The organism is Burkholderia sp. Ap-955 (assembly GCF_011753045.1).
Taxonomy (GTDB): domain Bacteria; phylum Pseudomonadota; class Gammaproteobacteria; order Burkholderiales; family Burkholderiaceae; genus Burkholderia; species Burkholderia lata_D.
This window is the reverse complement of sequence record NZ_VWWH01000031.1, coordinates 1-25,194: the sequence shown is the minus strand read 5'-3', so window position 1 is coordinate 25,194 and position 25,194 is coordinate 1. Positions and strand designations below refer to the sequence as shown.

At 67.3% G+C, this 25,194-nt stretch carries 25 protein-coding genes; 13 read left to right on the top strand and 12 right to left on the bottom strand.

Annotated features, from left to right (window positions below):
• Positions 1 to 78 precede the first annotated feature (78 nt).
• The 3 genes from F3J15_RS18205 to F3J15_RS18195 form a co-directional block, all read right to left on the bottom strand.
• Entirely contained in the window at positions 79 to 1,269 is a 1,191-nt protein-coding gene (locus F3J15_RS18205; RefSeq protein WP_166893177.1) for an MFS transporter, read from the bottom strand.
• Between the two features lie 106 nt (positions 1,270 to 1,375).
• On the bottom strand, positions 1,376 to 2,833 hold the full coding sequence (locus tag F3J15_RS18200; protein WP_166893175.1) for an FAD-dependent oxidoreductase: 1,458 nt from the start codon (positions 2,831 to 2,833) through the stop codon (positions 1,376 to 1,378).
• Positions 2,834 to 2,916: 83 nt separating this feature from the next.
• Complete coding sequence (locus F3J15_RS18195) at positions 2,917 to 3,261, bottom strand: cupin domain-containing protein (RefSeq protein ID WP_089428440.1); 345 nt, start codon at positions 3,259 to 3,261, stop codon at positions 2,917 to 2,919.
• 198 nt (positions 3,262 to 3,459) lie between these two features.
• Here F3J15_RS18195 and F3J15_RS18190 point away from each other — a divergent pair, with 198 nt between their 5' ends.
• From F3J15_RS18190 to F3J15_RS18180, 3 genes are all read left to right on the top strand, one after another.
• Positions 3,460 to 4,344, top strand: a complete 885-nt coding sequence (locus F3J15_RS18190; RefSeq protein ID WP_166893173.1) for a helix-turn-helix transcriptional regulator — start codon at positions 3,460 to 3,462, stop codon at positions 4,342 to 4,344.
• Positions 4,345 to 4,510: 166 nt separating this feature from the next.
• A complete protein-coding gene (gene speB / locus F3J15_RS18185; protein WP_166893171.1) occupies positions 4,511 to 5,461 on the top strand; it encodes an agmatinase in 951 nt (316 codons plus the stop codon).
• A 22-nt stretch (positions 5,462 to 5,483) separates the two neighbouring features.
• The gene (locus tag F3J15_RS18180; RefSeq protein WP_166893169.1) at positions 5,484 to 6,965 is read left to right on the top strand and encodes an aldehyde dehydrogenase family protein; all 1,482 of its coding nucleotides are present in this window, start codon (positions 5,484 to 5,486) and stop codon (positions 6,963 to 6,965) included.
• Positions 6,966 to 7,106: 141 nt separating this feature from the next.
• On the opposite strand, the gene F3J15_RS18175 is transcribed toward F3J15_RS18180, so the two are convergent.
• Positions 7,107 to 7,991: a patatin-like phospholipase family protein gene (locus F3J15_RS18175; RefSeq protein ID WP_166893167.1), complete on the bottom strand. Its 885-nt coding sequence runs from the start codon at positions 7,989 to 7,991 to the stop codon at positions 7,107 to 7,109.
• Between the two features lie 391 nt (positions 7,992 to 8,382).
• Between F3J15_RS18175 and F3J15_RS18170 the strand changes: the two genes are divergently transcribed.
• Together F3J15_RS18170 and F3J15_RS18165 are read left to right on the top strand one after the other, a co-directional pair.
• Positions 8,383 to 8,922 (top strand): hypothetical protein, encoded by a 540-nt coding sequence (locus F3J15_RS18170; RefSeq protein ID WP_166893165.1) that lies wholly within the window; start codon positions 8,383 to 8,385, stop codon positions 8,920 to 8,922.
• Between the two features lie 120 nt (positions 8,923 to 9,042).
• Positions 9,043 to 10,389: a DUF2325 domain-containing protein gene (locus tag F3J15_RS18165; RefSeq protein ID WP_166893163.1), complete on the top strand. Its 1,347-nt coding sequence runs from the start codon at positions 9,043 to 9,045 to the stop codon at positions 10,387 to 10,389.
• Positions 10,390 to 10,471: 82 nt separating this feature from the next.
• Here the strand turns inward: F3J15_RS18165 and F3J15_RS18160 are convergent, their stop codons facing one another.
• The 4 genes from F3J15_RS18160 to F3J15_RS18145 form a co-directional block, all read right to left on the bottom strand.
• On the bottom strand, positions 10,472 to 10,795 hold the full coding sequence (locus F3J15_RS18160) for a LysR family transcriptional regulator (RefSeq protein WP_011356385.1): 324 nt from the start codon (positions 10,793 to 10,795) through the stop codon (positions 10,472 to 10,474).
• 105 nt (positions 10,796 to 10,900) lie between these two features.
• The gene (locus tag F3J15_RS18155; RefSeq protein WP_166893161.1) at positions 10,901 to 11,392 is read right to left on the bottom strand and encodes a molybdopterin-dependent oxidoreductase; all 492 of its coding nucleotides are present in this window, start codon (positions 11,390 to 11,392) and stop codon (positions 10,901 to 10,903) included.
• A gap of 141 nt (positions 11,393 to 11,533) precedes the next feature.
• Positions 11,534 to 12,301 carry a DeoR/GlpR family DNA-binding transcription regulator gene (locus F3J15_RS18150; protein WP_166893159.1) on the bottom strand — a complete coding sequence of 256 codons (768 nt, stop codon included), beginning with the start codon at positions 12,299 to 12,301 and terminating at the stop codon, positions 11,534 to 11,536.
• A gap of 43 nt (positions 12,302 to 12,344) precedes the next feature.
• Positions 12,345 to 13,025, bottom strand: coding sequence for an MgtC/SapB family protein (locus F3J15_RS18145; RefSeq protein WP_069250642.1), 681 nt, complete (start codon positions 13,023 to 13,025; stop codon positions 12,345 to 12,347).
• 271 nt (positions 13,026 to 13,296) lie between these two features.
• Between F3J15_RS18145 and F3J15_RS18140 the strand changes: the two genes are divergently transcribed.
• From F3J15_RS18140 to F3J15_RS18125, 4 genes are all read left to right on the top strand, one after another.
• Positions 13,297 to 14,238, top strand: a complete 942-nt coding sequence (locus tag F3J15_RS18140; protein WP_240159245.1) for a choline ABC transporter substrate-binding protein — start codon at positions 13,297 to 13,299, stop codon at positions 14,236 to 14,238.
• Between the two features lie 23 nt (positions 14,239 to 14,261).
• A complete protein-coding gene (locus F3J15_RS18135) occupies positions 14,262 to 14,942 on the top strand; it encodes an HAD family hydrolase (RefSeq protein WP_166893155.1) in 681 nt (226 codons plus the stop codon).
• Between the two features lie 169 nt (positions 14,943 to 15,111).
• On the top strand, positions 15,112 to 15,249 hold the full coding sequence (locus F3J15_RS37790) for a hypothetical protein (protein WP_223274263.1): 138 nt from the start codon (positions 15,112 to 15,114) through the stop codon (positions 15,247 to 15,249).
• A 44-nt stretch (positions 15,250 to 15,293) separates the two neighbouring features.
• The gene (locus F3J15_RS18125) at positions 15,294 to 17,744 is read left to right on the top strand and encodes a phospholipase C, phosphocholine-specific (protein WP_166893153.1); all 2,451 of its coding nucleotides are present in this window, start codon (positions 15,294 to 15,296) and stop codon (positions 17,742 to 17,744) included.
• Positions 17,745 to 17,894: 150 nt separating this feature from the next.
• Here F3J15_RS18125 and F3J15_RS18120 read toward each other — a convergent pair whose 3' ends face one another.
• Complete coding sequence (locus F3J15_RS18120) at positions 17,895 to 19,058, bottom strand: porin (protein WP_166893151.1); 1,164 nt, start codon at positions 19,056 to 19,058, stop codon at positions 17,895 to 17,897.
• A 749-nt stretch (positions 19,059 to 19,807) separates the two neighbouring features.
• Between F3J15_RS18120 and F3J15_RS18115 the strand changes: the two genes are divergently transcribed.
• A complete protein-coding gene (locus tag F3J15_RS18115) occupies positions 19,808 to 20,398 on the top strand; it encodes a GNAT family N-acetyltransferase (RefSeq protein ID WP_166893149.1) in 591 nt (196 codons plus the stop codon).
• Positions 20,399 to 20,438: 40 nt separating this feature from the next.
• On the opposite strand, the gene tam is transcribed toward F3J15_RS18115, so the two are convergent.
• On the bottom strand, positions 20,439 to 21,224 hold the full coding sequence (gene tam, locus F3J15_RS18110) for a trans-aconitate 2-methyltransferase (RefSeq protein WP_166893147.1): 786 nt from the start codon (positions 21,222 to 21,224) through the stop codon (positions 20,439 to 20,441).
• Between tam and F3J15_RS38120 the strand changes: the two genes are divergently transcribed.
• The 3 genes from F3J15_RS38120 to F3J15_RS18100 all read left to right on the top strand — a co-directional run bounded on the left by F3J15_RS38120 (position 21,223) and on the right by F3J15_RS18100 (position 23,682).
• On the top strand, positions 21,223 to 21,345 hold the full coding sequence (locus F3J15_RS38120) for a hypothetical protein (RefSeq protein ID WP_275691221.1): 123 nt from the start codon (positions 21,223 to 21,225) through the stop codon (positions 21,343 to 21,345). The genes tam and F3J15_RS38120 overlap by 2 nt on opposite strands.
• 16 nt (positions 21,346 to 21,361) lie before the next feature.
• Positions 21,362 to 22,252 carry a LysR family transcriptional regulator gene (locus F3J15_RS18105; protein WP_166893145.1) on the top strand — a complete coding sequence of 297 codons (891 nt, stop codon included), beginning with the start codon at positions 21,362 to 21,364 and terminating at the stop codon, positions 22,250 to 22,252.
• A 146-nt stretch (positions 22,253 to 22,398) separates the two neighbouring features.
• Complete coding sequence (locus tag F3J15_RS18100) at positions 22,399 to 23,682, top strand: cystathionine gamma-synthase family protein (protein WP_069250633.1); 1,284 nt, start codon at positions 22,399 to 22,401, stop codon at positions 23,680 to 23,682.
• Between the two features lie 147 nt (positions 23,683 to 23,829).
• Here the strand turns inward: F3J15_RS18100 and F3J15_RS18095 are convergent, their stop codons facing one another.
• Entirely contained in the window at positions 23,830 to 24,264 is a 435-nt protein-coding gene (locus F3J15_RS18095) for a GNAT family N-acetyltransferase (RefSeq protein WP_166893143.1), read from the bottom strand.
• A 173-nt stretch (positions 24,265 to 24,437) separates the two neighbouring features.
• Positions 24,438 to 25,194 (bottom strand): ABC transporter permease subunit (locus F3J15_RS18090; RefSeq protein WP_166893141.1); only part of this gene is annotated, 757 nt, incomplete at its 5' end.

The following is a 25,194-nucleotide window of genomic DNA, read 5'->3' as shown; positions in this document are numbered from 1 at the left end:
GCACGCCACGCTCGCCGCCTGCGCCGATGAACCGAACCGGACGCGCGCCGCCATCGGCAGCGGTGCGCGTCGCCACCGTCATTCAGATGCCACCGCGAGCGCGCGTTCCATGTCGAACACGGCCGGCCGCAGCCGCCGGTAGCAGAGGAACGCCACCGCGCACAGCACGATCGCCGCGATCAGCGCCGACTGCGTGCCTGCGCGCTCGATCAGCGACCCGCCCGCGACCGAGCCGACGCCGTAGCCGAGCGCGACGCAACCCGGCGACAACGCGGCCGACTTGCCGACCAGGTCGTACTGCGGAATCGTCGCGTAGATCAGCAACGCGCCGCCGGTCCAGCAGCCGATGAAGACGATCGCACCGAGCGTGAACGTCGCGGCCGAGGCCGGCAGCGCGAGCAGCACGGCCGCGACCGCGCAGCCGCCGAGGTTCACGAGCGCCCAGCGGCGCAGGCCCGCGCCCGCGCCGAGCTTCGGCATCGCCGCGCAGATCACGAGGCTCGCGATGTTCGCGGCGCCGAGCACGAGCGACACCGACTTGTCGCTCAGGCCCGCCGCGGTGCCGATCTTCTCGAGGAAGGTCCACACGACGCCGACGCCGCCGTACAGCGCGAGCTGCGCGCACAGCACGAGCATCGCGCCCGTGCGGTCGATGCGGCCGGCGACACCGGCCGGCGTCGGCGCGGCCATCGTCTCGCCGCGGCGAAACAGCGGCGTCGCGAGCACGAACATGCCGAGCACGCACGCGACGAAGCCGAACACGCCGTGCGCGCCCCAGGTGTCGCTCAGCATCGGGAAGATATAGGCGAGCAGCACCATGCTCCACGTCACCTGCCCCATCAGCATGATCCCGAGATTGCGTTCCGGCGCGCGCGAATACGACAGGTAGCGCAGCGCGATGCCGTTCAGCCCGCCCGAGCCGACGCCCGCGATGAACTGCAACGCCGAATACGCCACCAGCCCGTGCGTCGCGAGCGTGCCGAGGTTCGCGCCGGCCGCGAGCGTCACCGCGCCCGCGAGCACCCACCGCACCGGCTGGCGGCCGAGCACGAACGCGACGAGCAACGTGCCCGTCGATTCGCCGAGCACCTCGATGAAGCTCGACAGCCCGAGCGCCGCTTCGCCGAAGCCCCAATGACGTTCGACCTGCCCGACGATTGCGGGCAGGCCGAGGAAGACCGTCGGCCCGAGCATGCCGAGCAGCAGCATCACGACGACGAACAGCGCGCTTTCCTGTCGCGCTTCATCCTGCAGGTTGACTACATTCATCTGGTGTCTCTCTCCGTGTCCGCGGTGCGGACTGTCTCCTCTGGGGATCGTCTTTTGTTGTGTCGCCATGACGGGGCGGCCCGGCGCGGGGCCGCCCTCGCGTCGCTTACATCGGGAAGCCCATCGCCTTGATGCCGCTGATCCATGCGCGCTTCCAGCCGCCTTCCGCATCCGCGCCGTCGAACGCATGGAACGTGATCTTCGCGGCGACCCAGCGCATCGGCTCGGGCGGGATGTAGCTCGGGCTCTGGTTCGCGATGTCGAGCTTGCGCTCGGGGCTGTCTCGATCGAACAGGATGTTCAGCCCCATGAACGCGCCGAACCGGCTCGCCGCGACGCCGAAGCCCGTATAGCCGGCGACGAACACGGCCTTGTCGCCGAGGTAGCGCTTCGCGAACACCGAGCCGCGCGAGCAGTAGTCGATCGGGCCGCCCCACGCATGCGAGAAGCGCACGTCGCACAGTTGCGGGAACGTGCGGTAGAACGCTTCCGCTAGCCGGTAATACGTTTCGCGCTGGCCGTCCTGGTGCGGTTCCGGGTCGCCGTCGAAGTGATAGCTCACCAGCCCGCCGAAGATGATGTTGTTGTGCTTCGTCAGCCGGAAATAGTTGAGCTGCGTGCGCGTGTCGTACACGCCCTGGCGGTTCTTCCAGCCGATCCGCGCGAGCTGTTCGTCGGTGAGCGGCTCGGTCGCGAGCACGTGGTCGCGCACCTGCATCACGCGACGATTAATGTCGGGAATCCCGACCTTCGCGGTGCCGCTGCCGAACACCACGCGCGGTGCGCGCACGCTGCCCTTCGGTGTCTTCACGAATACGGTGCTGCCTTCGTCGGTCACCGTCACGAGCGGCGTGTGCTCGTACAGCTTCACACCGAGCTTCAGCGCCGCGCGCTTCAGCCCCCACGCGAGCTTCGCCGGATGCACGATGCCGCTGCGGTTGCGCGACCACAATGCGCCCGCGAACAGCGGCGAATTCAGTTGTTCGAGCGTTTCCTCGCGGTTCAGCAGCACGACGTTGTGGCCGTATTCGCGATGCAGGTCGTAGTCGCCCTTCAGGTGCGCGATGTGCTCGGGATCGACCGCGACCGTCATCTCGCCGTTCCACTCGATATCGGCGTCGATGTCGTAGCGCTTCAGCGTGTCCTCGAAGCCGTCGAGGTTGTGATGGCCGAATGCCTCGAGCTGCGCGATGTCGTTCGGGAACACGCGCACCGCGTTCGGCAGCCCGTGCATCACCGACGTCGAGATGATCCCGCCCGCGCGGCCCGATGCGCCGTGCGCCACTTTGCCGGCCTCGATCAGCACCACGTTCAGGTGCGGCATCTGTTCCTTCGCCTGCACGGCCGCCCACAGCCCCGTGAAGCCGCCGCCGACGATCAGCAGGTCGGCCGTCACGTCGCCGACGAGTTCCGGCTCGGTCGCCGGCGCCGCCGGGTTGTCGAGCCAGTACGGGAACAGCTTCGTATTCGCGAGCGCCGCCTCGACGCCCAGTGCGACCGGCGCGCCACGCATTGCGTGCGCCTGCTCCGGTGCAGTCTCTCTTGTCTTGACTTCCATTTCCATGATCCCAGCCATCACACGCGAAAAGCGAAACCGCCGCCGGGCGCGCGTCACACGGACGACGCGCCCGGCGGCGGCTTCGGACATCACGACTTCTCGAGCAGCACGTAGAACTTCTTCGCGTCCTCGATCGTCTCCCAGCGGCCCGCGAAGCCGGCCGGCAGGAGGTAGCCCTGGCCCGGCGTGAATTCCTTGCGGTTGCCTTCGACGTCGGTCAGCGCGATCCGGCCCTCGACGAGCCACACGGCTTCGTCAGCCGCGGTTTCCGGAAACTCCACCGAGCCGGCTTTCCCTTCCCACCAGCCGATGATGTAGTTGCCGCTCTTGCCTTCCGCCGCGCGCCAGTCGCTTTCATCCATGCCGAAGTCGAGCTTCGTGAATTCGCCGATGCCTGCGCCGAGCGGCAGGATGTCCTTGATCAGTTTGGTCATGTGAATCTTTCGTCTCTTGATTGAAAAAAGCAGAGACAAAGTTACTCATTTACACTGCCCCGGTATGCCCCCCTCCGGGGGGGACAAGCGGTGTTTTCCGGGGCGAACGGGTCGGCAGGACAACCGACGGTGTTTCCCCCTAAAGACGTTTTTCGTTGTGACCGCTACAATCGCGCCGCTTTTCACCCGGGGAACCGCATGCTGCTCAACGTGAACCCCTTCCACCGCGACAACGACCGCTTCAACGTGTCGTTCAAGGCGCTGGGCGAGCTGATCGAAACGGTCGGCACGCCGCACTTCGTGCCGCGCCTCACGCAACTGCTCAACGAAGTCGTGCCGCTCGACGTCGCGCACGTCGAACGTTCGCGCGTCGACGGCTCGATGCCCACAGGCTATCGATGCGAATGGATCGGCAGCAGCGGCATCGATACCGAATCCACCGAAATCTCCGACGTGATGACGCTCTACTACGAGCGCTTTCTCGACAGCGACCCGCTGTTCGCGGGGCTGCGCGGCAAGACGGGCACGATGCTCGTGGTGCGCGACATCGCGGCGATCCCGCCCGGCGAATTCCGCCAGCGGCTCTTCGACGACGTGCATATCGGGCACGAATGCGTGCTCGCCCGCGGCACACGCTATTCGCAGCATTCGATCGCGCTGGAGCGCGGCCGCGACCGGCCGCCGTTCACGCTCGCCGAGATGAACCGCTTTCGCAGCATCAGCGACGTGCTGTTCCCGCTGCTCGAACTGCATGCGTCGACCACGGCCGCGCGGCGCGTCGCGCACCCGACGCCCGACGTCCATCCGCTCGCGCAATTCGATGTGCGGATCGCGGCCGACGGCGTGAAGCTGTCGAAGCGCGAATACGAAACCTGCAAGCACCTGCTCTCCGGCAAGACCGTGCCGGAGACGGCCGGGATCCTCGGCGTGCGCGTCGCGTCGGCCGAGTCGTACGTGAAGCGCGCGTTCGCGAAGCTCGGCGTGCGCACGAAGCGCGAGCTCGCCGCGTGGGGTTCGGCCACCACCGCGTTCCCGCCCGCCGGATCGCACGACAGCACCGCGCCGCCGGACATCCCACGCTGACACACCCGGCCGCACTGTGCGGCCCCGTTCGGTTGCGCCGCGTCGATGCGGCGGCGCCACTTGCATCGAAGCCCGTCGATGTAAACGTTGCGACTTCAAAATCTTCGCGCGGGCGTTCTCCTCTACCATCGGCCGATCGCTTGACCTCAAAAAAAGGAGACGGCCCATGTCCCGCGAACTGAATCAACCGATGGGCGGCAACGACATGCCGCGTTTTGGCGGCATCGCCACGATGATGCGGCTGCCGCAAGCCGCCACGACCGACGGCCTCGACGTGTGCTTCGTCGGCGTGCCGCTCGACCTCGGCACGTCGAACCGCTCGGGCTCGCGCTTCGGCCCGCGCCAGATCCGCACCGAATCCGTGCTGCTGCGCCCGTACAACATGGCCACGCGCGCGGCGCCGTTCGATTCGCTGCAGGTGGCCGACATCGGCGACGTCGCGACCAACCCGTACGACCTGAAGGACTCGGTGCGCCGCATCGAGGAGGCGTACGACGAGATCGTCGCGAACGGCTGCCGGCCGATCACGCTCGGCGGCGACCACACGATCGCGTGGCCGATCCTGCGCGCGCTGCATAAAAAGTACGGCAAGGTCGCGGTCGTGCACGTCGACGCGCACGCGGACGTGAACGACACGATGTTCGGCGAGAAGATCGCGCACGGCACGCCATTCCGCCGCGCGGTGGAAGACGGCCTGCTGCAATGCGACAAGGTCACGCAGATCGGCCTGCGCGGCACCGGCTACCACGCGGACGATTTCGACTGGTGCCGCCAGCAGGGCTTCACCGTCGTGCAGGCCGAGGAATGCTGGAACCAGTCGCTCGCGCCGCTGATGGCGCAGGTGCGCGAACGCGTCGGCGACACGCCGGTCTACCTGAGCTTCGACATCGACGGCCTCGATCCGTCGTTCGCACCCGGCACCGGCACGCCCGAAATCGGCGGCCTCACCGTGCAGCAGGGCCTCGAGATCGTGCGCGGAATGAAGGGCCTGAACATCGTCGGCGCGGACCTCGTCGAAGTCGCGCCGCCGTACGATCCGACCGGCACCACCGCGCTCACCGGCGCGAACCTCGCGTTCGAGATGCTCTGCGTGATGCCGGGCGTCGCCTACCGCTAACCCGACCGACAGGATGCCCCTCATGTCCACCGCCGAGCTTTCCCGTTCCACCGCCACGTTCGTGCTGCCCGCGGCGCACATTGCCGGCCAGCCCGTGCGCACGCCTGCCGACGCGCCCGGCGCGCCGATCTTCGACGCGTCGACCGGTGCCGCGATCGGCTGGCAGGAATTCGCGACGGCCGCGCACGTCGACGCCGCGGTGCGCGCCGCGCGCGACGCGTTCGCCGGCTGGCGCGATACGCCGCCCGCCGAGCGCGGCCGGATGCTCGTCAGGATCGCCGAGCGCGTCGAAGCATCGCGCGATCGCCTGGCGGCGCTGCAGATGCAGGTGAGCGGCAAGCCGCCGTTCGAAGCCGACGCCGATGTCGGCGACGTCGCCGCGACGTTCGCGTACTACGCGAAGCTGTGCGAGGACCCAGCGCTGTTCGCCGCCGAACCGGTCGCACTGCCGAGCGACGCCGTCACGGCCGAGCGCTTCTACGACTCCGTCGGCGTCGCGGCGCTCGTCATGCCGTGGAACTTCCCGATGGTCACGACCGCATGGAAGCTCGCGCCCGCGCTCGCGGCCGGCTGCGCGGTCGTGCTGAAGCCGTCCGAACTCACCTCGCCCACCGAGCACGCGCTGCTCGACATCGTCGCCGAAGCCGGTGTGCCGGCCGGCGTCGTCAACGTCGTGAACGGCGGCGCCGAGGTCGGCGCGGCGCTGACCGCGCATCCGCTGATCGACAAGATCTCGTTTACCGGCAGCACCGCGGCCGGCCGCAAGGTCATGCAGGCCGCGGCCGTCGACATGAAGCGCGTGACGCTCGAACTCGGCGGCAAGTCGTCGCTGATCGTGCGCGACGACGCCGACCTCGACGTCGCCGTGTCGCTCGCGGTCGCGGGCGCCTTCACGAACGCGGGCCAGATGTGCTCGGCCACCGCGCGCATCCTCGTGCACGACAGCGTGTACCGCAGCTTCATGGCCGCGTTCGAGACCGCCGTGCGCGCGCTCGTCGTCGCGCCGCCGGCCGCGGAACAGGTCGCGATGGGGCCGCTGATCTCGGCCGCACAGCGCACGCGCGTCGAAGCGATGCTCCAGCAAGGCATCGATGCGGGCGCACGCGTCGCCTTCAGCGGCCGGGTGGCGGATGCCGGCGGCGACGGCTTCTTCATGGCGCCCGTCGTGATCGCCGAGCCGGCCGCCGACAACCCGCTGTGGACCGACGAAGTGTTCGGCCCCGTCGCGTGCGTGAAATCGTTCCGCACCGACGACGAAGCGATCGCGCTCGCGAACGACACGCGCTACGGGCTCGTCGCGACCGTCGTGACGCGCGATGCGGCCATCGCCAAGCAATTCCAGCAGCGCGTGCGTGCGGGGCTCGTGTGGATCAACGCGCCGCAGCTCATCTACCCGCACGTGTGCTGGGGCGGGTTCGGGCTCAGCGGGATCGGGCGCGAACTCGGCGTGGCGGGGCTGCGCAGCTATCAGGAACTGCGCCACGCGATGCGCGCGATCGACTGATCAGTGGGGCCTTCCAGGCCGTTGGCGGCACCGTGTCTCGTGGCACGGTGCCGTTTTTTTTACCGATTTCCGGAAAGAGGCCCGGGCGGCACGGCAACCGGCGCTCGTCGGTCATGCGCTTGCACGGTGCGTGAGCAACGATCAATGCGAATGCGCCGCAGCATGATCGTGCTCGCGCAACTGGCCAGGAATCGCACACGCCGCGAGCCCGCCCGCCTCGATCCACACGCGTGTGCGTTCCGCGGCCTTGTCGATCAGTTGTGCGCACTGCGAATAGTCATAGGACGACACCTCGAGCGGACAGAGCGGCGGCACGACATGAATTTGCGCGCGGGCCCCGTATAGCTCCAGATCGCGCACCAGTTGCCGTGCGATCACGAGCGTCAGCGCGTGCGTCGCATGCGCGATCGGGCTGCGCGGCGGGACGCGCAACGCGCAGGCGAACCCGGCCGGCAGCACGACGATCCGCTTGGCGCCGAGCGCGATCGCGACCGAGATCGGCGTATTGTTCGCGACGCCGCCGTCGACGAGCTCCACGCCGTCGATGCTGACCGACGGAAACACGCCGGGAATCGCCGCGCTGGCCTGCACCGCATCCACGACCGGGCCGGCCGACAGCACGACTTCGCGGCCGCTCAGCACGTCGGTCGCGACGATGTGGAGCGGCAACGCGGCCTGCTCGATCCGGCTGTACGGCAGGTTCTTTTGCAGCAGCAGGCGCAGCGCGTCGGCCTCGACCAGATGCGGCCGGTTGCGCAGCAGCATCGCGAAGAGGCTGCGCATCGAGAACGGCATCACGTCCTGGCGGCGGATTCTGCACCACAGCGCTTCAAGCATCGCGACGCCGTCCATATCCGGCCGGCCGGCGAAATAGGCGGCGTTGATCGCGCCCGCCGACGCGCCGATCACGCAATCGGGCCGTTCGCCGCTCGTGACCAGCTCGCGGAGCATGCCGACCTCGATCGCACCCAGACTGCCGCCGCCGGCGAACACGAAGGCGGTCGAGGGAATGGAATCGGACGTCACGGTGCGCCCTCCTGCGGTTGGCTGCGACGGTGGTTTCGTCATGATGAATCGTGCAGCGCTCCGGAGGTCCTGATGAAAACCCTGCCGGCGCACGGATCCAGCCGGTCGGCCGACGATGGACGAAACGGCCGGCGCCCGGACCACCGTGCTGCCGGCGGCGGTCACGCGGCAGCATCAGGCGCACGCGCGTTCACACACGCGGGCCGGATGTGCGCGGCCACCGCGCACCTCCGCTTCATGGCCGCGTTCGGAACGGCCGTGAGCGACATCGACTGACCGGTCGGCTGCCCCGGCCGCTGACGGCACCGTGTCTCCTCCACGTTCCGCCTTTTTCTGCGCATTCGATATATTCCGTAGAATATATCGATACCTGCACTTCCGGAGACTCGCCATGCCCCGCACGCCGACGGATCGCGTCTCGCAGCGCGCCGCACGGGAACAGCCGCTCGCGCGCAAGATCCGCGCGCTCAGGCCGCTGTCGAGCGATGCACGCGCGCAGCAGGTCACGGATGTCGTCGACGCGTTCCGGCGTCTACGCGGCAGCGTCGTGCGCTTCATCCGGATGTTCTCGGCCGCGCATGCCGACGACACGCCGGACGATGCGCTGTCCGCGATGGGCTTTCGTGAACTGCTGTCGACGCTCGAAGACGACGCCCGCGCCGCCCGCTTCACGCGCCTGCCCGAACTCGAACGGGCGATCGGCCACGCGCGCCGCCTCGAACGCACACGCGACGACGTGTTCTCCGATTCATTCAGCAACGACCCGGCCGCGATGCGCGACGCGGTCGCCGCGCTGGAGCGCGTCGACCTGCTGTTCGTCGGGCTGTGCGTCGAGTACGTGATGGCGCGTCATGCGCCGGCATCGCTCCCCGTTTCGCCCGAGGCCCCGTCCGATCGATCGCTCGCCGACCATTCAACTGCGCTCTGCTGACCGTGCCACACCGCGTTGCTCCGTGATTTCCCCGGAATTGATAGCGTTATATTCCGTGGTATATTTCGCGAATCTTTCGCGCATCCGTCTCCGGCCCGACCATGCCGGACAGAGGTCAACATGCACGCTCCGCCCTTTCGCCTTGCCCGCACGGCGGATCTTTCGTCGCCCGGCGGTAACCTGCCCGCGGCAACCGGCACGCGGATCGACGCTTGCTGCGCGCCGTCGCGCGCGCAACTGACCGAGCTGAAGCGCCGCGCGCGCCTGTCCGAGCTCGATGCGAACCTGCACTGCTCGATCATCGGCACCTGCCTGACAACGCACGAACTGCGCAGGCTCGTGCCGAAGTTCACCGACCTCGACCGCCAGCGCGCGACCGACCTCGAGATCCATCACGCGGCCGTCGAACTCGCCATCGACGGCACGGCCGGCGCCAAGGCCTTGCACAAGGCGCTCGACGAGCGCTACGCCGGTGCGATTCGCGCGTTCGACAGCGCGAAGGATGCGGATGAACTCCTCGCGCGCTGGAAGGAAGCGCTGAAGAGCGGCGACGTTCCGCCCGCGTACTGGGCGCTGATGACGCATCCGCGCACGACGATGGGCGTACGCCAGGCCGCGTTCGGCGACCTGCACATGCTGTCGCACCTGGTCGGCGCGGCCAATCGCGCCGATATCCGGCGGCTGGTCGCGCTGGAGGAAGAGAATGCGGCGCTGCACGCGAAGGTCGAGCGGCAGCAGGTGCGCCTGCACGAAATGAGCGCGCAGCGCGACGCGGCGCTGCAGGAACGCGATGCCCTCGCCGCGCGCCAGAACGCGCAGCCGCTGGCGGCGGAAAGCGTCCTGCGCGACGAAGTGCACGAACTGCGCGAAGCGCTGGCCGCGCGTGACGAACGGCTCGCGCTGCACACGAGCCGCCGCGAGGCGGCCGAGCAGCGGATCGCCGCGGAACAGGCGAGCGCCCGCGCGATGCGCGCGCGGCTCGACGACCTGATGGCGATGGTGAAGACGCTGCGCGCCGAAGCGAGCGCGATCGAACAGGCGGTGCAGGCGTCCGCGAACGATCCGGCCGAATGCGCAGCCGATCCGCTGTCGATCCTTCGGGGTACGCGTCTGGTGTATGTCGGCGGGCGTCCGGGCTCGAACCGCGCGATCAAGCGGATCGTCGAAACGGCGGGTGGCGAGGTGACGCTGCACGACGGCGGCATCGAGGATCGCAAGGGCCTGCTGGCCGCGGCGCTACCGGGCGCGCGGATGGTCGTGTTCCCGGTCGACTGTATCGACCACGATTCGATGAACCTGCTCAAGCGCATCTGCGAACGCCACCACATCGCGTACTACCCGCTGCGGACGGCGAGCGTTGCCAGTTTCGTCGAGCTGATCGGGCGGCTCGATGCGCAGTCGCGCGATGTGATGGCACCGGATACCGCCACGGGCGACGCGTCGCGCTTCTGCCTGCGGCACGGCTAGCGCCCTGATTCGTTTCGCCGCATACGTTGCACGCGGCCCTTCAGCGGGCCGATGAAAGCCCGTTGTCAGCGTAAGCGCACCTTCAGCGCCGGACCATTTTCGTGAGCGCGGCGATGTCGTCGGCGCAAGCCGCGTAAGCGCGCTCCTCGATCCCGCGATAGAGCCGGATGATCTCCTCGCCGACCGGCGTGAGCACGCTGCCGCCGCCGCTCTGCCCGCCATGTTCGGACACCGTCGCCGGCGATTTCAGCGAGCGGTTCAGTTCGTCCATCAGCAACCACGCACGCCGGTACGACATCTTCAGGCTGCGTGCCGCCGCCGAAATGGAACCGTGCTCGCGCACGGCTTCGAGCAGCGCGACCTTGCCCGGCCCGAGCGCGATCGTGTCGGCTTGCTGGATACGCATCCTGAACCGCACCTCAGGCTTGGGGTGTGCCGGTGTCTTCATGTTGTCCCGCCCTTTGAACGATGCGGGCAAGCATACACGATGGCCGGTGCGGCGCGCGCCGGTTCAGACCTCGAGCACGCGCGCGACGACGCCGGCCAGCCGCTTCACGTGGCGCGGCGCGGGCAGCAGGTCGGCGCCCGAGAACAGCAGCGGCGCGCCGTCGTCGATCGACAGCGGCGCATCGCCGCATTCGAACGCGACGATCACGTGTTCACCGACGGGCGTGTTGAACAGTTCGTGCCAGGAGAACGTGACCGCGTAGCCGTCGTGCGCATGCGCGATGAACACCATGCGCTTGAAGTCGCCCGGCGCGTCGTTGCGTAGCCCGGCCGCGTCGAGCAGGTCTTTCAGCCGCGCACCGCGATAGGGCGCGACCGAACGGATGAAGCGGTTCGTCGTGAAGCAGCGCAGGTCGAACGGCTCAACCGTCGCGCTCGCGTGCCGGCGCAGGTCGTCGAGCGTCACCGTCATCGGCCGCTCGAATGCGCCCGTCAGCGCGATCGAGCCCGCCGCCGCCTGATGCGCCGAAGGCGCCGCCGTCCCTGCCATCTCCATCGCCCGCCTCCATGACGGCCCGTCGGTGGACAGGCCTGCGTTGTATCGGCGGATATATTACGCCGCTAAAAAGCCGGACGACAGAATGTGCGCCACATGAGCGGCATAACGGCGGCCGATCGTGCCCGGCTCTGCGTGGCGCTACGCCAGCACGATGTGCTTGATGGCCTTCTTGAGGCTCTTGAAGCTGTCGACCGATTCCGCCTTCGGGTCCGTCACCAGTGTGCCGATCCGCGCCGGCTCGCAGAAGCTGATCCGGCTGTTCGTGCCGAGCTTGCTGAAATCGGCGAGGATCGCGACGTCCGCCGCATTGCTGACCATCGCGCGCGCCACTTCGGTTTCCATCCGGTCGTAGTTGGTCGCGCCACGCACGGCATCGACGCCCACCGGCGACAGCAGCGCGAGATCGGCGCGGTAGCGGAAGATTTCGGCAACCGTGCCGTCGCCGACGGTCGCGGCCGCGCGACTGCCGATCATCCCGCCGAGCAGGATCGTTTCGTTGTTCGCCTGCGCCGGGTCGCTCGACCGCATCTTCAGCGCGACGTCGATCGAATTCGTGACGATCGTGAGGCCCGACAGCTTCGCCAGTTCCTCGGCCAGCAGCGTCGTGGTCGTGCCCGCGTCGATGAACAGCGTCTGCGAGCCCGTGACCAGCCTGGCCGCCGCGCGGGCGATCGCCAGCTTCGCCTTCACGTGCGTCTGCGCGCGTTCGGCGATCGGCGCTTCGTCGCCCACCTGCACCGCACCGCCGTGTACGCGCTTCAGTTCACCGAGCGCCTCGAGGTCGACGAGATCGCGCCGCACGGTTTCCCGCGACACGTTCAGGTCGGCCATGATCCGGTCGGTGGAAACGCGCTGCATCTTCGATAACAGAAGCCGGATCCTCTGGTATCGCTCTTCTTGCCACATGGAATGTCCTCGGAATGAACGCCAATGTTATTCGAACGGCGGACTACGCAGCGCTCTCCTCCATCTTTTTGATGCCGACGAGGGTCTGCAGGGATTGACGGACCGCCTGGAACTCGCGGCTCGTCATCTTCGAAAACACCACGTGGATGCGGTCGTCGTCCGGCGCGGCGTCGTCCTGCTCGATGATGAACTGGACGATGCGCGCCTGGTCGATGCCGGGCATCGCCTGCAGCGACGTCAGCTTCACCGCGCCGCGGCGCGCGAGGATGCGCACGCCCCAGCGCTGCCGTGCGGCGAAGAAGCGCTTCTCGATCGGCTTCAGGCCGGCCAGGATCGCGAGCACGATCGCCGTCGCGGCGATCGCGGCGACATACATGCCGCCGCCCACGGCCAGCCCGACCGCCGCCACGACCCACAGGCTCGCCGCGGTCGTCAGGCCGCGGATGATCTCGCCGCGCAGCATGATCGAACCGGCGCCGAGGAAGCCGATGCCCGACACCACCTGCGCGGCGACGCGCGACGGGTCCAGCGACACGTTCTTCGCGTTCTGGATATCCGCGAAGCCGAACGCCGACACGACCATCACGAGCGCGGCGCCCACGGCCACCAGCATGTGCGTGCGCAATCCCGCCGCCCACGACAGGCGCTCGCGCTCGATGCCGACGATGCTGCCGAGCAATGCCGCCAGCAACAGGCGGGACACGATTTCCAGCTGACTGATCATGCGAAGTCTCCTTGCTTTGCCTGGTCTACCTGATGAAGCACGGCCCACCGGGGCCGTCGCCCGATTCTTCCTGCCCTCGCCCGCCCGTTGCCAACCTCGGCAACCGGATGGTTGTATTTTTGTGCGTTCTTGCGATTTTGTGCGTTCTAATATACGGTACGCAAAACTACAAAGCCAGACCCAAGTTCGTTTGTTTCATCCGATCAGCACGATCAATCGTCAGACCATTCAGGCAACACGATCCGGAACACTTGCTTAGGAGACCCACATGATGAAGAAGGCATGGATGCTGGCCGCAACACTGCTGGCGGCGCTGGCGACGGCCCCCGGTCACGCGTCGGAAGGCGACGTCTGCAAGAAGGTGACGCTCGGCGATGTCGGCTGGAGCGACATCGCCGCCACCACCGGCGTCGCGATGATGCTGCTCGACGGGCTCGGCTATGAGGCGACCAAGACGATCGCGTCGCCGCCGATCGTGCTGGCAGGCGTGAAGAAGGCACAGATCGACGCGTTCCTCGGCTACTGGGATCCGAGCATGACCCCGACGGTCAAGCCGTTCGTCGATGCCGGCGCCGTCCACCAGCTGCCTCAGCCGAACCTGATCGGCGCGCGCTACACGCTGGCCGTGCCGCAATACGCGTCGGACAAGGGCCTCAAGAGTTTTGCCGACATTGCCAAGTTCCGCGACCAGCTCGACGGCAAGATCTACGGGATCGGCGCCGGCAACAACGGCAACGCGCTGATCCAGCGGATGATCGACAAGAACGAGTTCGGGCTCAGCGGCTTCAAGCTGGTCGAATCGAGCGAGGCCGGGATGCTCGTGCAAGTGACGCGCGCGGTGCAGGAGCACCGGATGATCGTGTTCCTGGCGTGGGAGCCGCATCCGATGAACATCACCTACAAGATCGCCTATCTCGACGGCGGCGACAGCGTGTTCGGCCCGAACTACGGCTCGGCGAAGGTCTATACGCTCGTCACGCCCGGCTATCTCGAACGCTGCCCGAACGTCGGCCGGCTGCTGACCAACCTGAAATTCACGACCGACGAAGAGAACCAGCTGATGGTGCCGATCATGAATCACGCCGATCCGGTCGCCGTGGCAAAGGAATGGGCGAAGAAGAACCCCGGTGTGCTGTCAAAGTGGCTCGATGGTGTCACGACCATCGACGGCAAGAACGCGAAGGACGCGATCGAGAAGCGCATCGGCACATGAGCACGCAACACAAGGAACCACCCATGCACAAGCATCTCGCGCTGTTCGACCTCGACCACACGCTGCTGCCGCTCGACAGCGACCAGGCCTGGAGCCGCTTCATCACGCGGGTCGGCTGGCGGGAAGACGACGCGCACGTGGCGCTGATCGACGAGCACTACGGTCACTATGCGGCCGGCACGCTCGACATGGACGCGTATCTCGCCGTGACGCTCGCGCCGCTCACCCGCTATCCGCGCAAGGTGCTCGAGCGCTGGCATGCACGGTTCATGGACGAAGTGATCCGTCCGGCGATCACGCCGCAGGCGCGCGAGCTGGTCGACCGCCATCGCGAGAACGGCGATCTCTGCTGCATCGTGACGGCGACCAACGTGTTCGTCACGCGGCCGATCGCGGCGGAATTCGGTATAGAGCACCTGCTCGGCATCGAGCTCGATACCGACGACGGCACACCGGATGGCGCGTTCACGGGGCGCAGCACGGGCGTGCCGAGCTTCCGCGAAGGAAAGATCGTGCGCACCACCGCGTGGCTGGCATCACTCGGCTACGCGCCGTCCGATTTCGAGCGCACCTACTTCTACAGCGATTCGATTAACGACGTGCCGCTGCTGGACTACGTCACGCATCCGGTCGCCACCAATCCCGACTCGAAGCTGTTGCACGTGGCAGGCACGCGCGGGTGGCCTGTCATGAAGTTGTTCTGATTCGGGCGCTATTCTCTGCTGTCCATTTTTCATGTCTGGAGGGGTAATGAAATACGGAGCATGCAGCAACAGTCTCGATCATTCAGGAATCCGACTCGAATCGGATCGAAAGCCTGTCGTCAACTCGCGTCAGTCGGAAAGCCGTTTTCCGCACTGGCGCGGCGTTTTCATGATCGCACTCCTGTGCACGCTGGCCGCTTGCGGCGACGGCGACTCGGGTACGGCGGCCAGCATGGCGGCCGCGCGCGCGGCCGCACCGGGCTCGGCGTCCACGCCCGTCCTGCACTGCGCGAGCGCGTGCCACTGACCGACGCCGGCCCCCGGGCCAGCCATCCAAGACAGAGAGCGATCATGCAAAACAAACCCACAACACGACGTCAATTCATCGCCGATGCGCTGAAGCTCGCCGGCGCCACCGCGATCACGGGCATGCTGCCCGAAAGCATCGCACGCGCGCAGGCCATTCCGGCCGCCACCGTGACCGGCACGATCCAGGACGTGAAGCACGTCGTGATCCTGATGCAGGAAAACCGCTCGTTCGACCATTACCTCGGCACGCTGGGCGGTGCGCGAGGCTTCGGCGATCCGCGGCCGGTCGTGATTTCGAGCGGGTATCCGGTGTGGCGCCAGCCCTGGATGCTGTCCTACGTGTTCCCGTTCAACCCGTCCTCGCCCTCCGGTACGGCGAACGGCGACACCTACTACGGCGACCTCCCTCACGACTGGGGCACCACGCACAGCGCCTGGAACAACGGCCGCTATGACAACTGGACCGCCGCGAAGACCAGCGGCACGATGTACTACTTCACGCAGAACGACATTCCGTTCTACTACGCGCTGGCGAGCGCATTCACGGTGTGCGACGCATACCACTGCTCAATGCTCGGCCCGACGGACCCGAATCGCCTGTATCTGTGGACCGGGTGCTGCGGCAACGTCACCGGCTATTCGCCGTACACGACCAACACGATGACGGGCACCGGCTGGACCACGATGCCGGAGCGCCTGAACACGGCCGGCGTCACGTGGAAGTTCTACCAGGACAAGGGCAACGGCCTGGATGCCGGCCATGGCTACGGCGAATACAACGGCTCGAAAAGCGATCTCTGGTGGAACGGCAATTACGGCGACAACGTCATCCTGAACTTCAAGCAGTACCAGAACCTCGGCGCAAGCGATCCGCTCGCGCCGGCGCTCAACGGCACGCAGATCGACCCGTCGGGCGGCGGCAAGGAATACGACACGAACCTCTTCAGCCAGTTGCGGGCCGATGTCGCCAACGGCACGCTGCCGCAGGTATCGTGGATCGCCGCGCCCTACGCCTACAGCGAACATCCGTCGTGGGCCGCGAGCGGCGGCGAATGGTACGTGAGCAACGTCCTCAATGCGCTGACGTCGAATCCGGCGGTGTGGGCCAGCACGGTGCTGCTCGTCATGTACGACGAGAACGATGGCCTGTTCGATCACATGCCGCCGGCCGTCCCGGCCAGCGCCGCTGCCGGCACCGGTCAGTCGACGGTCTCGACGGCCGCCGAATTCGTCTCCAGCAGCGGCGCCGCGTCGGACGGCTCGGCCAGCGGCGACGTGCCGATCGGGCTCGGCCCGCGCGTGCCGATGTTCGTGATCTCGCCGTGGTCGAAAGGCGGCAAGGTCAACTCGCAGGTGTTCGATCACACCTCGGTGGCCCGCTTTCTGGAAGCGCGCTTCGGGCTGCAGGAAACCAACATCACGCCGTGGCGGCGCACGGTGTGCGGCGACCTGACGTCGGCTTTCGATTTCTCGAACGCCGACCAGGCGGTGCCCGCGATCCAGCCGCCGGTGAGCAACATGAACCCGAACGGCCCGGCCGTCCTGATCCCCTATCCGACCACCACCGCGGTGCCGGCACAGGCGGCCGGCCGCAGCACGGCCTGCCGCCTGCCCTACGAGTTCTTCGTGCAAGGCAAGGTCAACCGCGCCGGCCGTGCGCTCGCGCTGACGATGACCAACACCGGCACCGCGGGCGTGCACCTGCAGGCGTGGGTCGACGGCACGAGCACGATCCCCCGCCATTACACGATCGCGGCCGGCGCGAGCTCGTGCGCGACCCTGTCCGATTCGCTCGCGCTGAACAGCGGCGGCGGCTACGACTATTCGGTCTACGGGCCGAACGGTTTCCTGCAGACGTTCCGCGGCAGCATCGGTTCGTCCGGCAACACGGGATCGACCGCCGAGATCAGCCTGTGCTACGACGTGGCGAACGGCAACGTGCAGATCACGCTCGACAACTCGGCGGGGTCCAGCGCGACGACGTTCCAGCTCACGGACAACGCGTACGGGATGAACACGAGGCAGTCGTACACCGTCGCCGCCGGTGCGACGCAAGCCGTCACGTGGTACGGCGACGGCGGCTGGTACGACGCCAGTATCCGCGACGCGAACGATCCGAGCTTCCTGCGCCGGGTGGCCGGCTGCGTGCAGACGCAATCCGGCACGCTGCTCACGGATTCGGCGATCGGCAATACCAGCAAGAAGTTCGTCGCGTCGCTCGCGTCGCAGGGCTCGACGTTCGGCACGCTGCGGTTCGACTACGTCGCGCCGCCGTGGAGCCACAGCCCGAAGAACTGGGTGGGCATCTTCGCGCATGGCGCGCAGCCGACCAAGGGCAGCTACAAGTCGTGGGCGTACCTGCCGAAGAACTGCGGCTCGCTGCTGTTCTCGTCCACGGCCAACAGCTCGCTGGCGTCGGGGCAGTACGATGCGTGGTACCTGTTCGACGACGGCTACACGCCGCTCGCGGGCCCCGTCACGATCAGCATCTGACGGTATGACCAGCCGGTGTCGGCCGCCCGCACGGGGCCGACAGGCATTCGGGCGCGACTTACCCCGTCGCGCCCGGATGCTTTTCCAGCCACGCGGCACGCGCTAGACGAGCAGATCCTCGTGGAACGCGCCGAACGGCCGCGTCGGATGTCAGAACTTGTGACGCAGGCCGATCCGCGTGACGAACTGCGTGTTCGCGCCCGCGTTGCCGATGAACGACCCCGACGAGCCGATCTCGGCCTGCACCGGCACCACGCGGCCGTTGATCGTGTTGCTGCCCGACGCCTTCTGGTAGGCCGCGCTCACATAGACGTCCGTGCGCTTCGACAGCGCATAGTCGACCGCGGCGTTGACCTGGTGCCACTTGCCGTCAAAGCGGCCGTCGAGCTTCGAGAACGTATAGCCGAGACCGCCGCTCAGGGCCGGCGTGAACGCATAGCGGCCGCCGATTTCGTAGTTGTTCAGCTTCGACGTTTCGCCCGACAGCGGCACGAACTTCGTATGCGTCCAGTTCGCCCACACGAGGGCCGCCGCGATCGCATAGCGCGCGCCGACGCCGACCGTCTCGAGGTCGCGCAACCCTTGCGTGTTGATGTTCGCGATGCTCACGCCGAACGCGGGCTGCGCACCGTTCGGGAAGCGGATGTTCGTGTACGCGGCGCCGATGCCGAACGGCCCTTGCGCGTAGTTCGCGCCGAAGCTGTACGCGCTCGACGAACCCTGCGAACCGTTCGCGCCGGTCGTGGTCGGCGTGCCCGCGAACTGCGTCGAGTTCGAGAAGCCGTACATCGCACCGAACGTGAGGCCCGCGAAATTCGCGCTCTGGAACTTCACCGCGTTGTTGATGCGGCTCGACGTCAGCTGATCGAGATCGTTGATGTGATACGCGTAGTTGCCGGCGGGCGTCTGGCTGCCCATCGAATAGTTCGCGCCGATGTAGTCGGTCGAGAACGAGTACTGGCGGCCGAACGTCAGCGAACCGATCCCGTTCTTCGACAGGCCGACGAATGCCTGCCGACCGAAGATCGCGCCGCCCTGGCCGATCGAACCGTCGCCGCTGCTGAAGCCGTTCTCCAGCACGAACAGCGCCTTCAGCCCGCCGCCGAGATCCTCGGTGCCGCGGATGCCCCAGCGGCTGCCCGACGCGACGCCGTCCCCGTACTTGACGAGCTTGCCGTGGCCGCCTGAGGTCGCGACCTTGTTCGAATACGTGATACCCGCATCGATCAACCCGTAGAGCGTGACGCTGCTTTGTGCGTGCGCGGCGGTGCCGAACATCCCGAGTGCGGCCGCGGCCACGATGGTCTTTTTCATGCTCACTTCCTTTTTGTTGTTGACGCGCGCGCCTGCGTCGCAGCATGACGCGCGGCGTGTTGGCGAAGAACCGGTTGATGAACGAACGCAAGCCACCGGATCGCCGCACACACCCACACCTCATGCGCGTGCACGATGTTCCGTTTCGATGCCAGTGTGGGCTTGCGGAAGCGGCATGCCGCGGAGCGGCCGCTCGTGTTGCAGCGTCGACCAGCGTGCGCACCGGTTGCGCATGCCGCGACGACGCGTTGCTCCGACGATGCAGGTCAGCATCTCTTCCGGCTTTCGTGGAGCGCGTGGACGACGTGGCGCCTGACGACACCACGACCTTCGATATATTTTTCGGAATATATCGAGTTGTCACGCAACCGTAAACAATTATTCGGGTTCCTGTCGTCTTTCATCCACAAGCGGCCGACGGCCTCGCGGATCGAAGACACGACACTCGGCAGGCGTTGCCGCACCGATCCGAGCAGGGAGCCAGCGCCGAAATCCAGCATAATCGGACGGTTGAACGAGCGCCTCAGCCGGCGCGTGAACCCCGCACACGTTTGCGCGACCGTCCCGTTCAGCGCCTGACCGCGTTCCACCGCCACGGACGCAGCCGGTCTGTGCCGGTCTCGCGCGCGGCGAATTGTGCAGGTGCAAGAAATCGAAGCGAGAACACACTCCATGCGGCGCATATCATGGCGCCAGCAATTGCATCACGGACACCACCACGCATCCCGCAGAAGACAGGACACCGACACATGGACCGAGCCGAGCACATCAGCATCGAACAGACGAGCGGGCTGCCCGCCGACGAGCTGGACCGATGCGACTTCTCGTTCGACATCGCCTGGGAATTGAACGCGCCGTATCAGGACCTGCTCGATCTTCGTGCGCTACCGACGCGGCGCAAGAACTACGGCTTCGATCCGGCCGGCTGGGCGGACGACGCGTCCGGCAAGACGGCGCTCTTTCGCGCGACGGCCGGCGGCCGGCTCGCGGGGTTCGTGGCCATCGGCCAGAGCTGGAACGGGATGGCGGAGATCGCGGAGCTGGCCGTCGACCGCCAGTGCCGGCGGCAAGGCATCGGGCAGTTGCTGCTGGCAACCGCCGAATCGTGGGCGCGCGGCCACGGGTTCGGCTTCATGCGGCTGGAAACGCAGTCGAACAACATCGCCGCGTGCAGCACGTATGCGCGCTCGGGCTTCGTGCTGGGCGGACACGATCATCTGCTGTACGCGGACGACGAGAACGACGGCGAAGTCGCGCTGTTCTGGTACAAGGACCTGCGTGACGGGCAGACCGCGCGAATCCGCACGGTCGACCCGGAATCGGTGCGGCCGGTGCGCTGACGCACGGCCGCCCGTGCTTCATGGCCGAATCGTTGTCGCTTTACGTCCGCGTCGCCACGATGAACAGGCGCGGGAACGGCAGCAGCACGGTGCCGTCGGCGAGCGCCGGATAGCCGCCCGGGCCGGCGACCGCATCGCGATACTGCGCGAGAAACGCCGCGCGCTCGCCGTCGTCGAGCGCCGCGAGGAACGGCCGCAGCGCGCTGCCCTTGAACCACTCCACGACCGCGTCGGCACCGCCGCGCAGCGGGTGGTAGTAAGTCGTGCGCCACACGTCCACTCGCGAGCACAACGGCGACAGCAGCGCGTGGTAGTAACGCGCGTCGAACCGCTCGGTGCGCGCTGCCCCCTTCAGCTTGTCCGCCCACGGCCCGGCCGCGGCGACCTCGCGCATCAGCCGGTGCGCGGGTTCGTCGAGGTTGTCCGGCATCTGCACCGCAAGATGACCGCCCGGCGCGAGCCGGCCGACAAGCGACGGAAACAGCGTGTCGTGCGCGGGCACCCATTGCAGCACCGCATTCGCGAGAATCAGGTCATAGCCGCCCGGATCGTCCCAGGTGGAGATATCCACGACATCGAAACGCAGGTCCGGCAGGCGCGTGCGCGCGGCGTCGATCATGTCCGCCGATGCATCGATCCCGTGGACTGTCGCGTCCGGTGCCCGTGCGATCAGCGCCTCGGTCGAATTGCCGGGCCCGCAGCCGATGTCGATCGCGGTATGGATCGGCGTGTTCGGCACGGCGGCCAGCAGATCGCGGATCGGCCGCGTGCGTTCGTCCTCGAATTGCACGTACTGGGCGGCGTATCGATCGAGTGGGGTCGTCATGTCGTTTCTCCTGGTCGGCGTGGACGGCGTGGCCTTCCCTGCGCGTGGGATGCCGGTGGCCGTCGATGCACCGCATTCTGCGATCGTCACGGAGTTCAGTAAAATGAATTTAATATCGTGATTGATTCAAATCTCTGATGAAAATCGATACGCTCGGTGTCCAGGCCTTCGTCGCAATCGCCGACGGCGGCAGCTTCCGGCAGGCAGCCGACACGCTGCACGTCACGCAGACGGCCATCACGCAGCGGCTGCGCAAGCTCGAAAGCTTCCTCGGCGTCGCGCTCGTCGAGCGCACCACGCGCCGCACCACGCTCACCGAAATCGGCCGGCGTTTCCTGCCGCAAGCGCGCCGACTGCTGAACGAACTGTCCGATGCACTCACCGAAATCCGCGAAACCGGCCTGAGCCAGCGCGGCGACGTCACGATCGCGTGCGTGCCGACGGTCGGCGTGCAATACCTGCCGCGCATCCTGCGCGCCTTCTCCGCGCACCGGCCGCACGATCGCGTGAAGATCCTCGATCATGCGTCGGCGTCCGTGCTGCAGGCCGTGCTGCATCGCGAGGCCGAGTTCGGCATCGGCATCGCGGGCGACCAGCATCCGGAGCTGGTCAACGTGCCGCTGACGAGCGATCCGTACGTGCTGGTGTGCCGCGACGATCATCCGCTCGCGAAGCGGCGGCGCATTCGCTGGGCGGCGCTGCAGCCGCATCCGCTGATCTTCGCCGGTGAAGTGAGCGGCAATCGCGGGCTGCTCGACGGCGCGCTGAAGACGAGCGGCGTGTCGCTGCATTCGTTCTACGAGGTGCAGCGCAGCTCGACGGCGCTCGGGCTCGTCGCGGAAGGGCTCGGCGCGGCCGTGGTGCCGAGGCTCGCGATCCAGAAGAACGCGTATCCGATGATCCGCACGATCGAGCTCGTCGAGCCGGCGGTGTCGCGCACGCTCGTGCTCGTCACGCGCAAGCGCGCGCAACTGTCGCCGGCCGCCCGTGCGTTGTACGACATGATCGTCGAACAGGCGACACCCTGACGATAGTGTCAGGGGTGCGTCACGAAGCAGCGCCTTCGGGGTAGTATCGCCACACGCGGTCGCGACGACCGGTGCCTACCCGGCGCCGCGCACGTCATGCCACCGCTGCAACGGCCGTTCCTCACCACCCCTGCACGGAGCACTGCATGGCCTATCGCAACTACCACAAGCGCAAGATTGCAGACCGGGAACTCCATCCCGAAACCCAGATGATGTCGTACGGCTACGATCCGTTCCTGTCGGAAGGATCGGTGAAGCCGCCCGTGTTCCTCACGTCGACGTTCGCGTTCCGCACGGCCGAGGACGGCGCCGAATTCTTCGACGTCGTGGCCGGGCGCAAGCCTTCACCCGAAGGCGAAGGCGCGGGCCTCGTCTACAGCCGCTTCAATCACCCGAACCTGGAAATCGTCGAGGATCGCCTCGCACTGCTCGACGATTCCGAAGCCGCCGTCGTGACGTCGAGCGGCATGTCGGCGATCGCCGCGATCCTGCTGACCTTCCTGCGGCCGGGCGACTGCGTCGTCCAGTCCGTGCCGCTTTACGGCGGCACCGAAACGCTGATCTCGAAGTTCCTGCCCGAGTGGGGCATTCGCTCCGAAGTGATCGCCGACGGGCTGTCCACCCACGCGATCCGCGCCGCGCTCGAAGCGGCCGCGCAAAAGGGCAACGTGCGGATGTGCTACATCGAGACGCCCGCCAACCCGACCAACGCGCTGTTCGACCTCGACGGGCTGCGCAGCGAGATCGACGCGTTCGAAGCGCGCCACGGCTATCGCCCGCTGTCGGTCTGCGACAACACGCTGCTCGGGCCGCTGTACCAGAAGCCGTCGCGGCAGGGCATCGACCTGAGCGTGTACTCGTTGACGAAATACATCGGCGGGCATAGCGACCTCGTCGCCGGCGGCGTCACGGGCGCTCGCGCGCTGATCACGAAGATCCGCTCGGTCCGCAGCACGCTCGGCTCGCAGCTCGACCCGCATTCGTCGTGGATGATCACGCGCTCGATGGAAACGCTCGTGCTGCGCATGCAGCAGGCGGCCCGCAGCGGCAGCGCCGTCGCCCGCTGGCTCGCCGGCAATCCGCATCGGCCGGTGCGCGTGCTGCACCCCGAGCTCATCGACGATCCGGCCTATCAGGCCGTCTATCAGCGCCAGTGCACCGGGCCCGGCTCGACGTTCGCGTTCATCCTCGACGGCGGCCGCGAGCAGGCGTTCAGGTTCATCAACCACCTGACGCTCTTCAAGTCCGCGGTCAGCCTCGGCGGCACGGAGTCGCTGATCTGCCATCCGGCGTCAACCACGCATTCGGGCGTGCCGGCCGACGCGCGCGCGGCGGCGGGGGTGTCGGAAGGATTGATTCGCGTGTCGGTCGGGCTCGAGCATCCGGACGACCTGATCGCCGACCTGTCGTACGCGCTGGAGCATTGCTGACCCGCGTGGCATGCGCCCCGTGGCGGTTCGCACGGGGCGAAGCCGGCGGGCGCGGGGCAGGTATTCAGCGACGTCGCCCGCGCCCGGTTGCCGGCATTCGCGCTACGCCAGCGTGCTTGCGGCGCGACGCGAGCCGCCCGCCGCGGTTCAAAGCACCTTCACCATGAACACGCGCGACGCCCCTTCCGGCTCGCACGGCACTTCGCCGAACGCTTCGTAGCCCTGTTTCCGGTAGAAATCCGGTGCCTGGAACGAGATCGTGTAGAGCACCGCACGCGCACAGCCGCGCCGTTTCGCTTCCGCCTCGGCCTCGCGCAGCAGCCGGCTGCCGAACCCGCCGCCACGCAGCGATTCGGGCAGGTAGAACAGATCGATGAAGAAGAGGCCGAGCGACGTGCGCCCCGTGAGGCCGCCCAGGATCTCGCCGGTCGCGGGATCGGTGACGTACACGTCGAGCGTGGCCGCGTCGGCGCGCCCGGTCATCGCGTGATTGAATTCGCCGAGTTTGCGGCTGATGAGATCGTGTGCGGCCGGCTGCTCGGTGTCCGTGAGGCGGATGGAAACGTCGGGTTGCGTGGTCATGGGGCGGGTTCGGACGAAGAGAGATACCGCCGGGCATGTAACACCCCGGAGCGGGAATCGTACGACTATAGCGCGCCGGCGGGCATGCCGTGCTGGCTCACCCGCCACCTTCGTCACCCGTCGTCACGCACCACGTGGCCGGCCGCGTTCATGCCCGTGCCCGATGCCCGCCCTCACGCTACCGCGAACGCCGCCTTCATGTCGGCGATGCGGCGCCGCTCGCGCGCGATCATCATTCGGTTCACGACGATCACGCCGATCGTCACCGCCGTGATGAACAGCGTCGCCAGGGCGTTCATCTCCGGGTTCAGCCCCAGCCGCACGCGCGAGAACACCACCAGCGGCAGCGTCGTCGAGCCCGGCCCGGACAGGAACGCCGACAGCACCAGGTCGTCGATCGACAGCGTGAACGACAGCAGCCACCCCGACAGCAGCGCCTGCGAGATCAGCGGCAGCGTCACCACGAAGAACACCTTCAGCGGCGTCGCACCGAGATCGAGCGCCGCCTCTTCCAGCGACTTGTTCATCTCCTTCACGCGCGACTGCACGATGATCGCCACGTACGACACGCACAGCATCACGTGGCCGATCCAGATCGTCACCATCCCGCGCCCCTTCGGCCAGCCGAACATCTGCTCCAGCGCAACGAACAGCAACAGCAGCGAGATGCCCTGGATCACTTCCGGGATCACCAGCGGCGCATTGATCATCCCCGTGTACAGCGTGAAGCCCTTGAAGCGGCCGAAGCGCGCGAGCACGAAGCCCGCCCACGTGCCGATCACGACCGACGCGGTCGCGGTCAGCAGGCCGATCTTCAGCGACAGCCACGCGGCGGTCAGCAGCTCGTCGTCGTCCAGCAGCGCCGAGTACCACTTCAGCGAGAAGCCCGACCACACCGTCACCAGCTTCGACTCGTTGAACGAGTACACG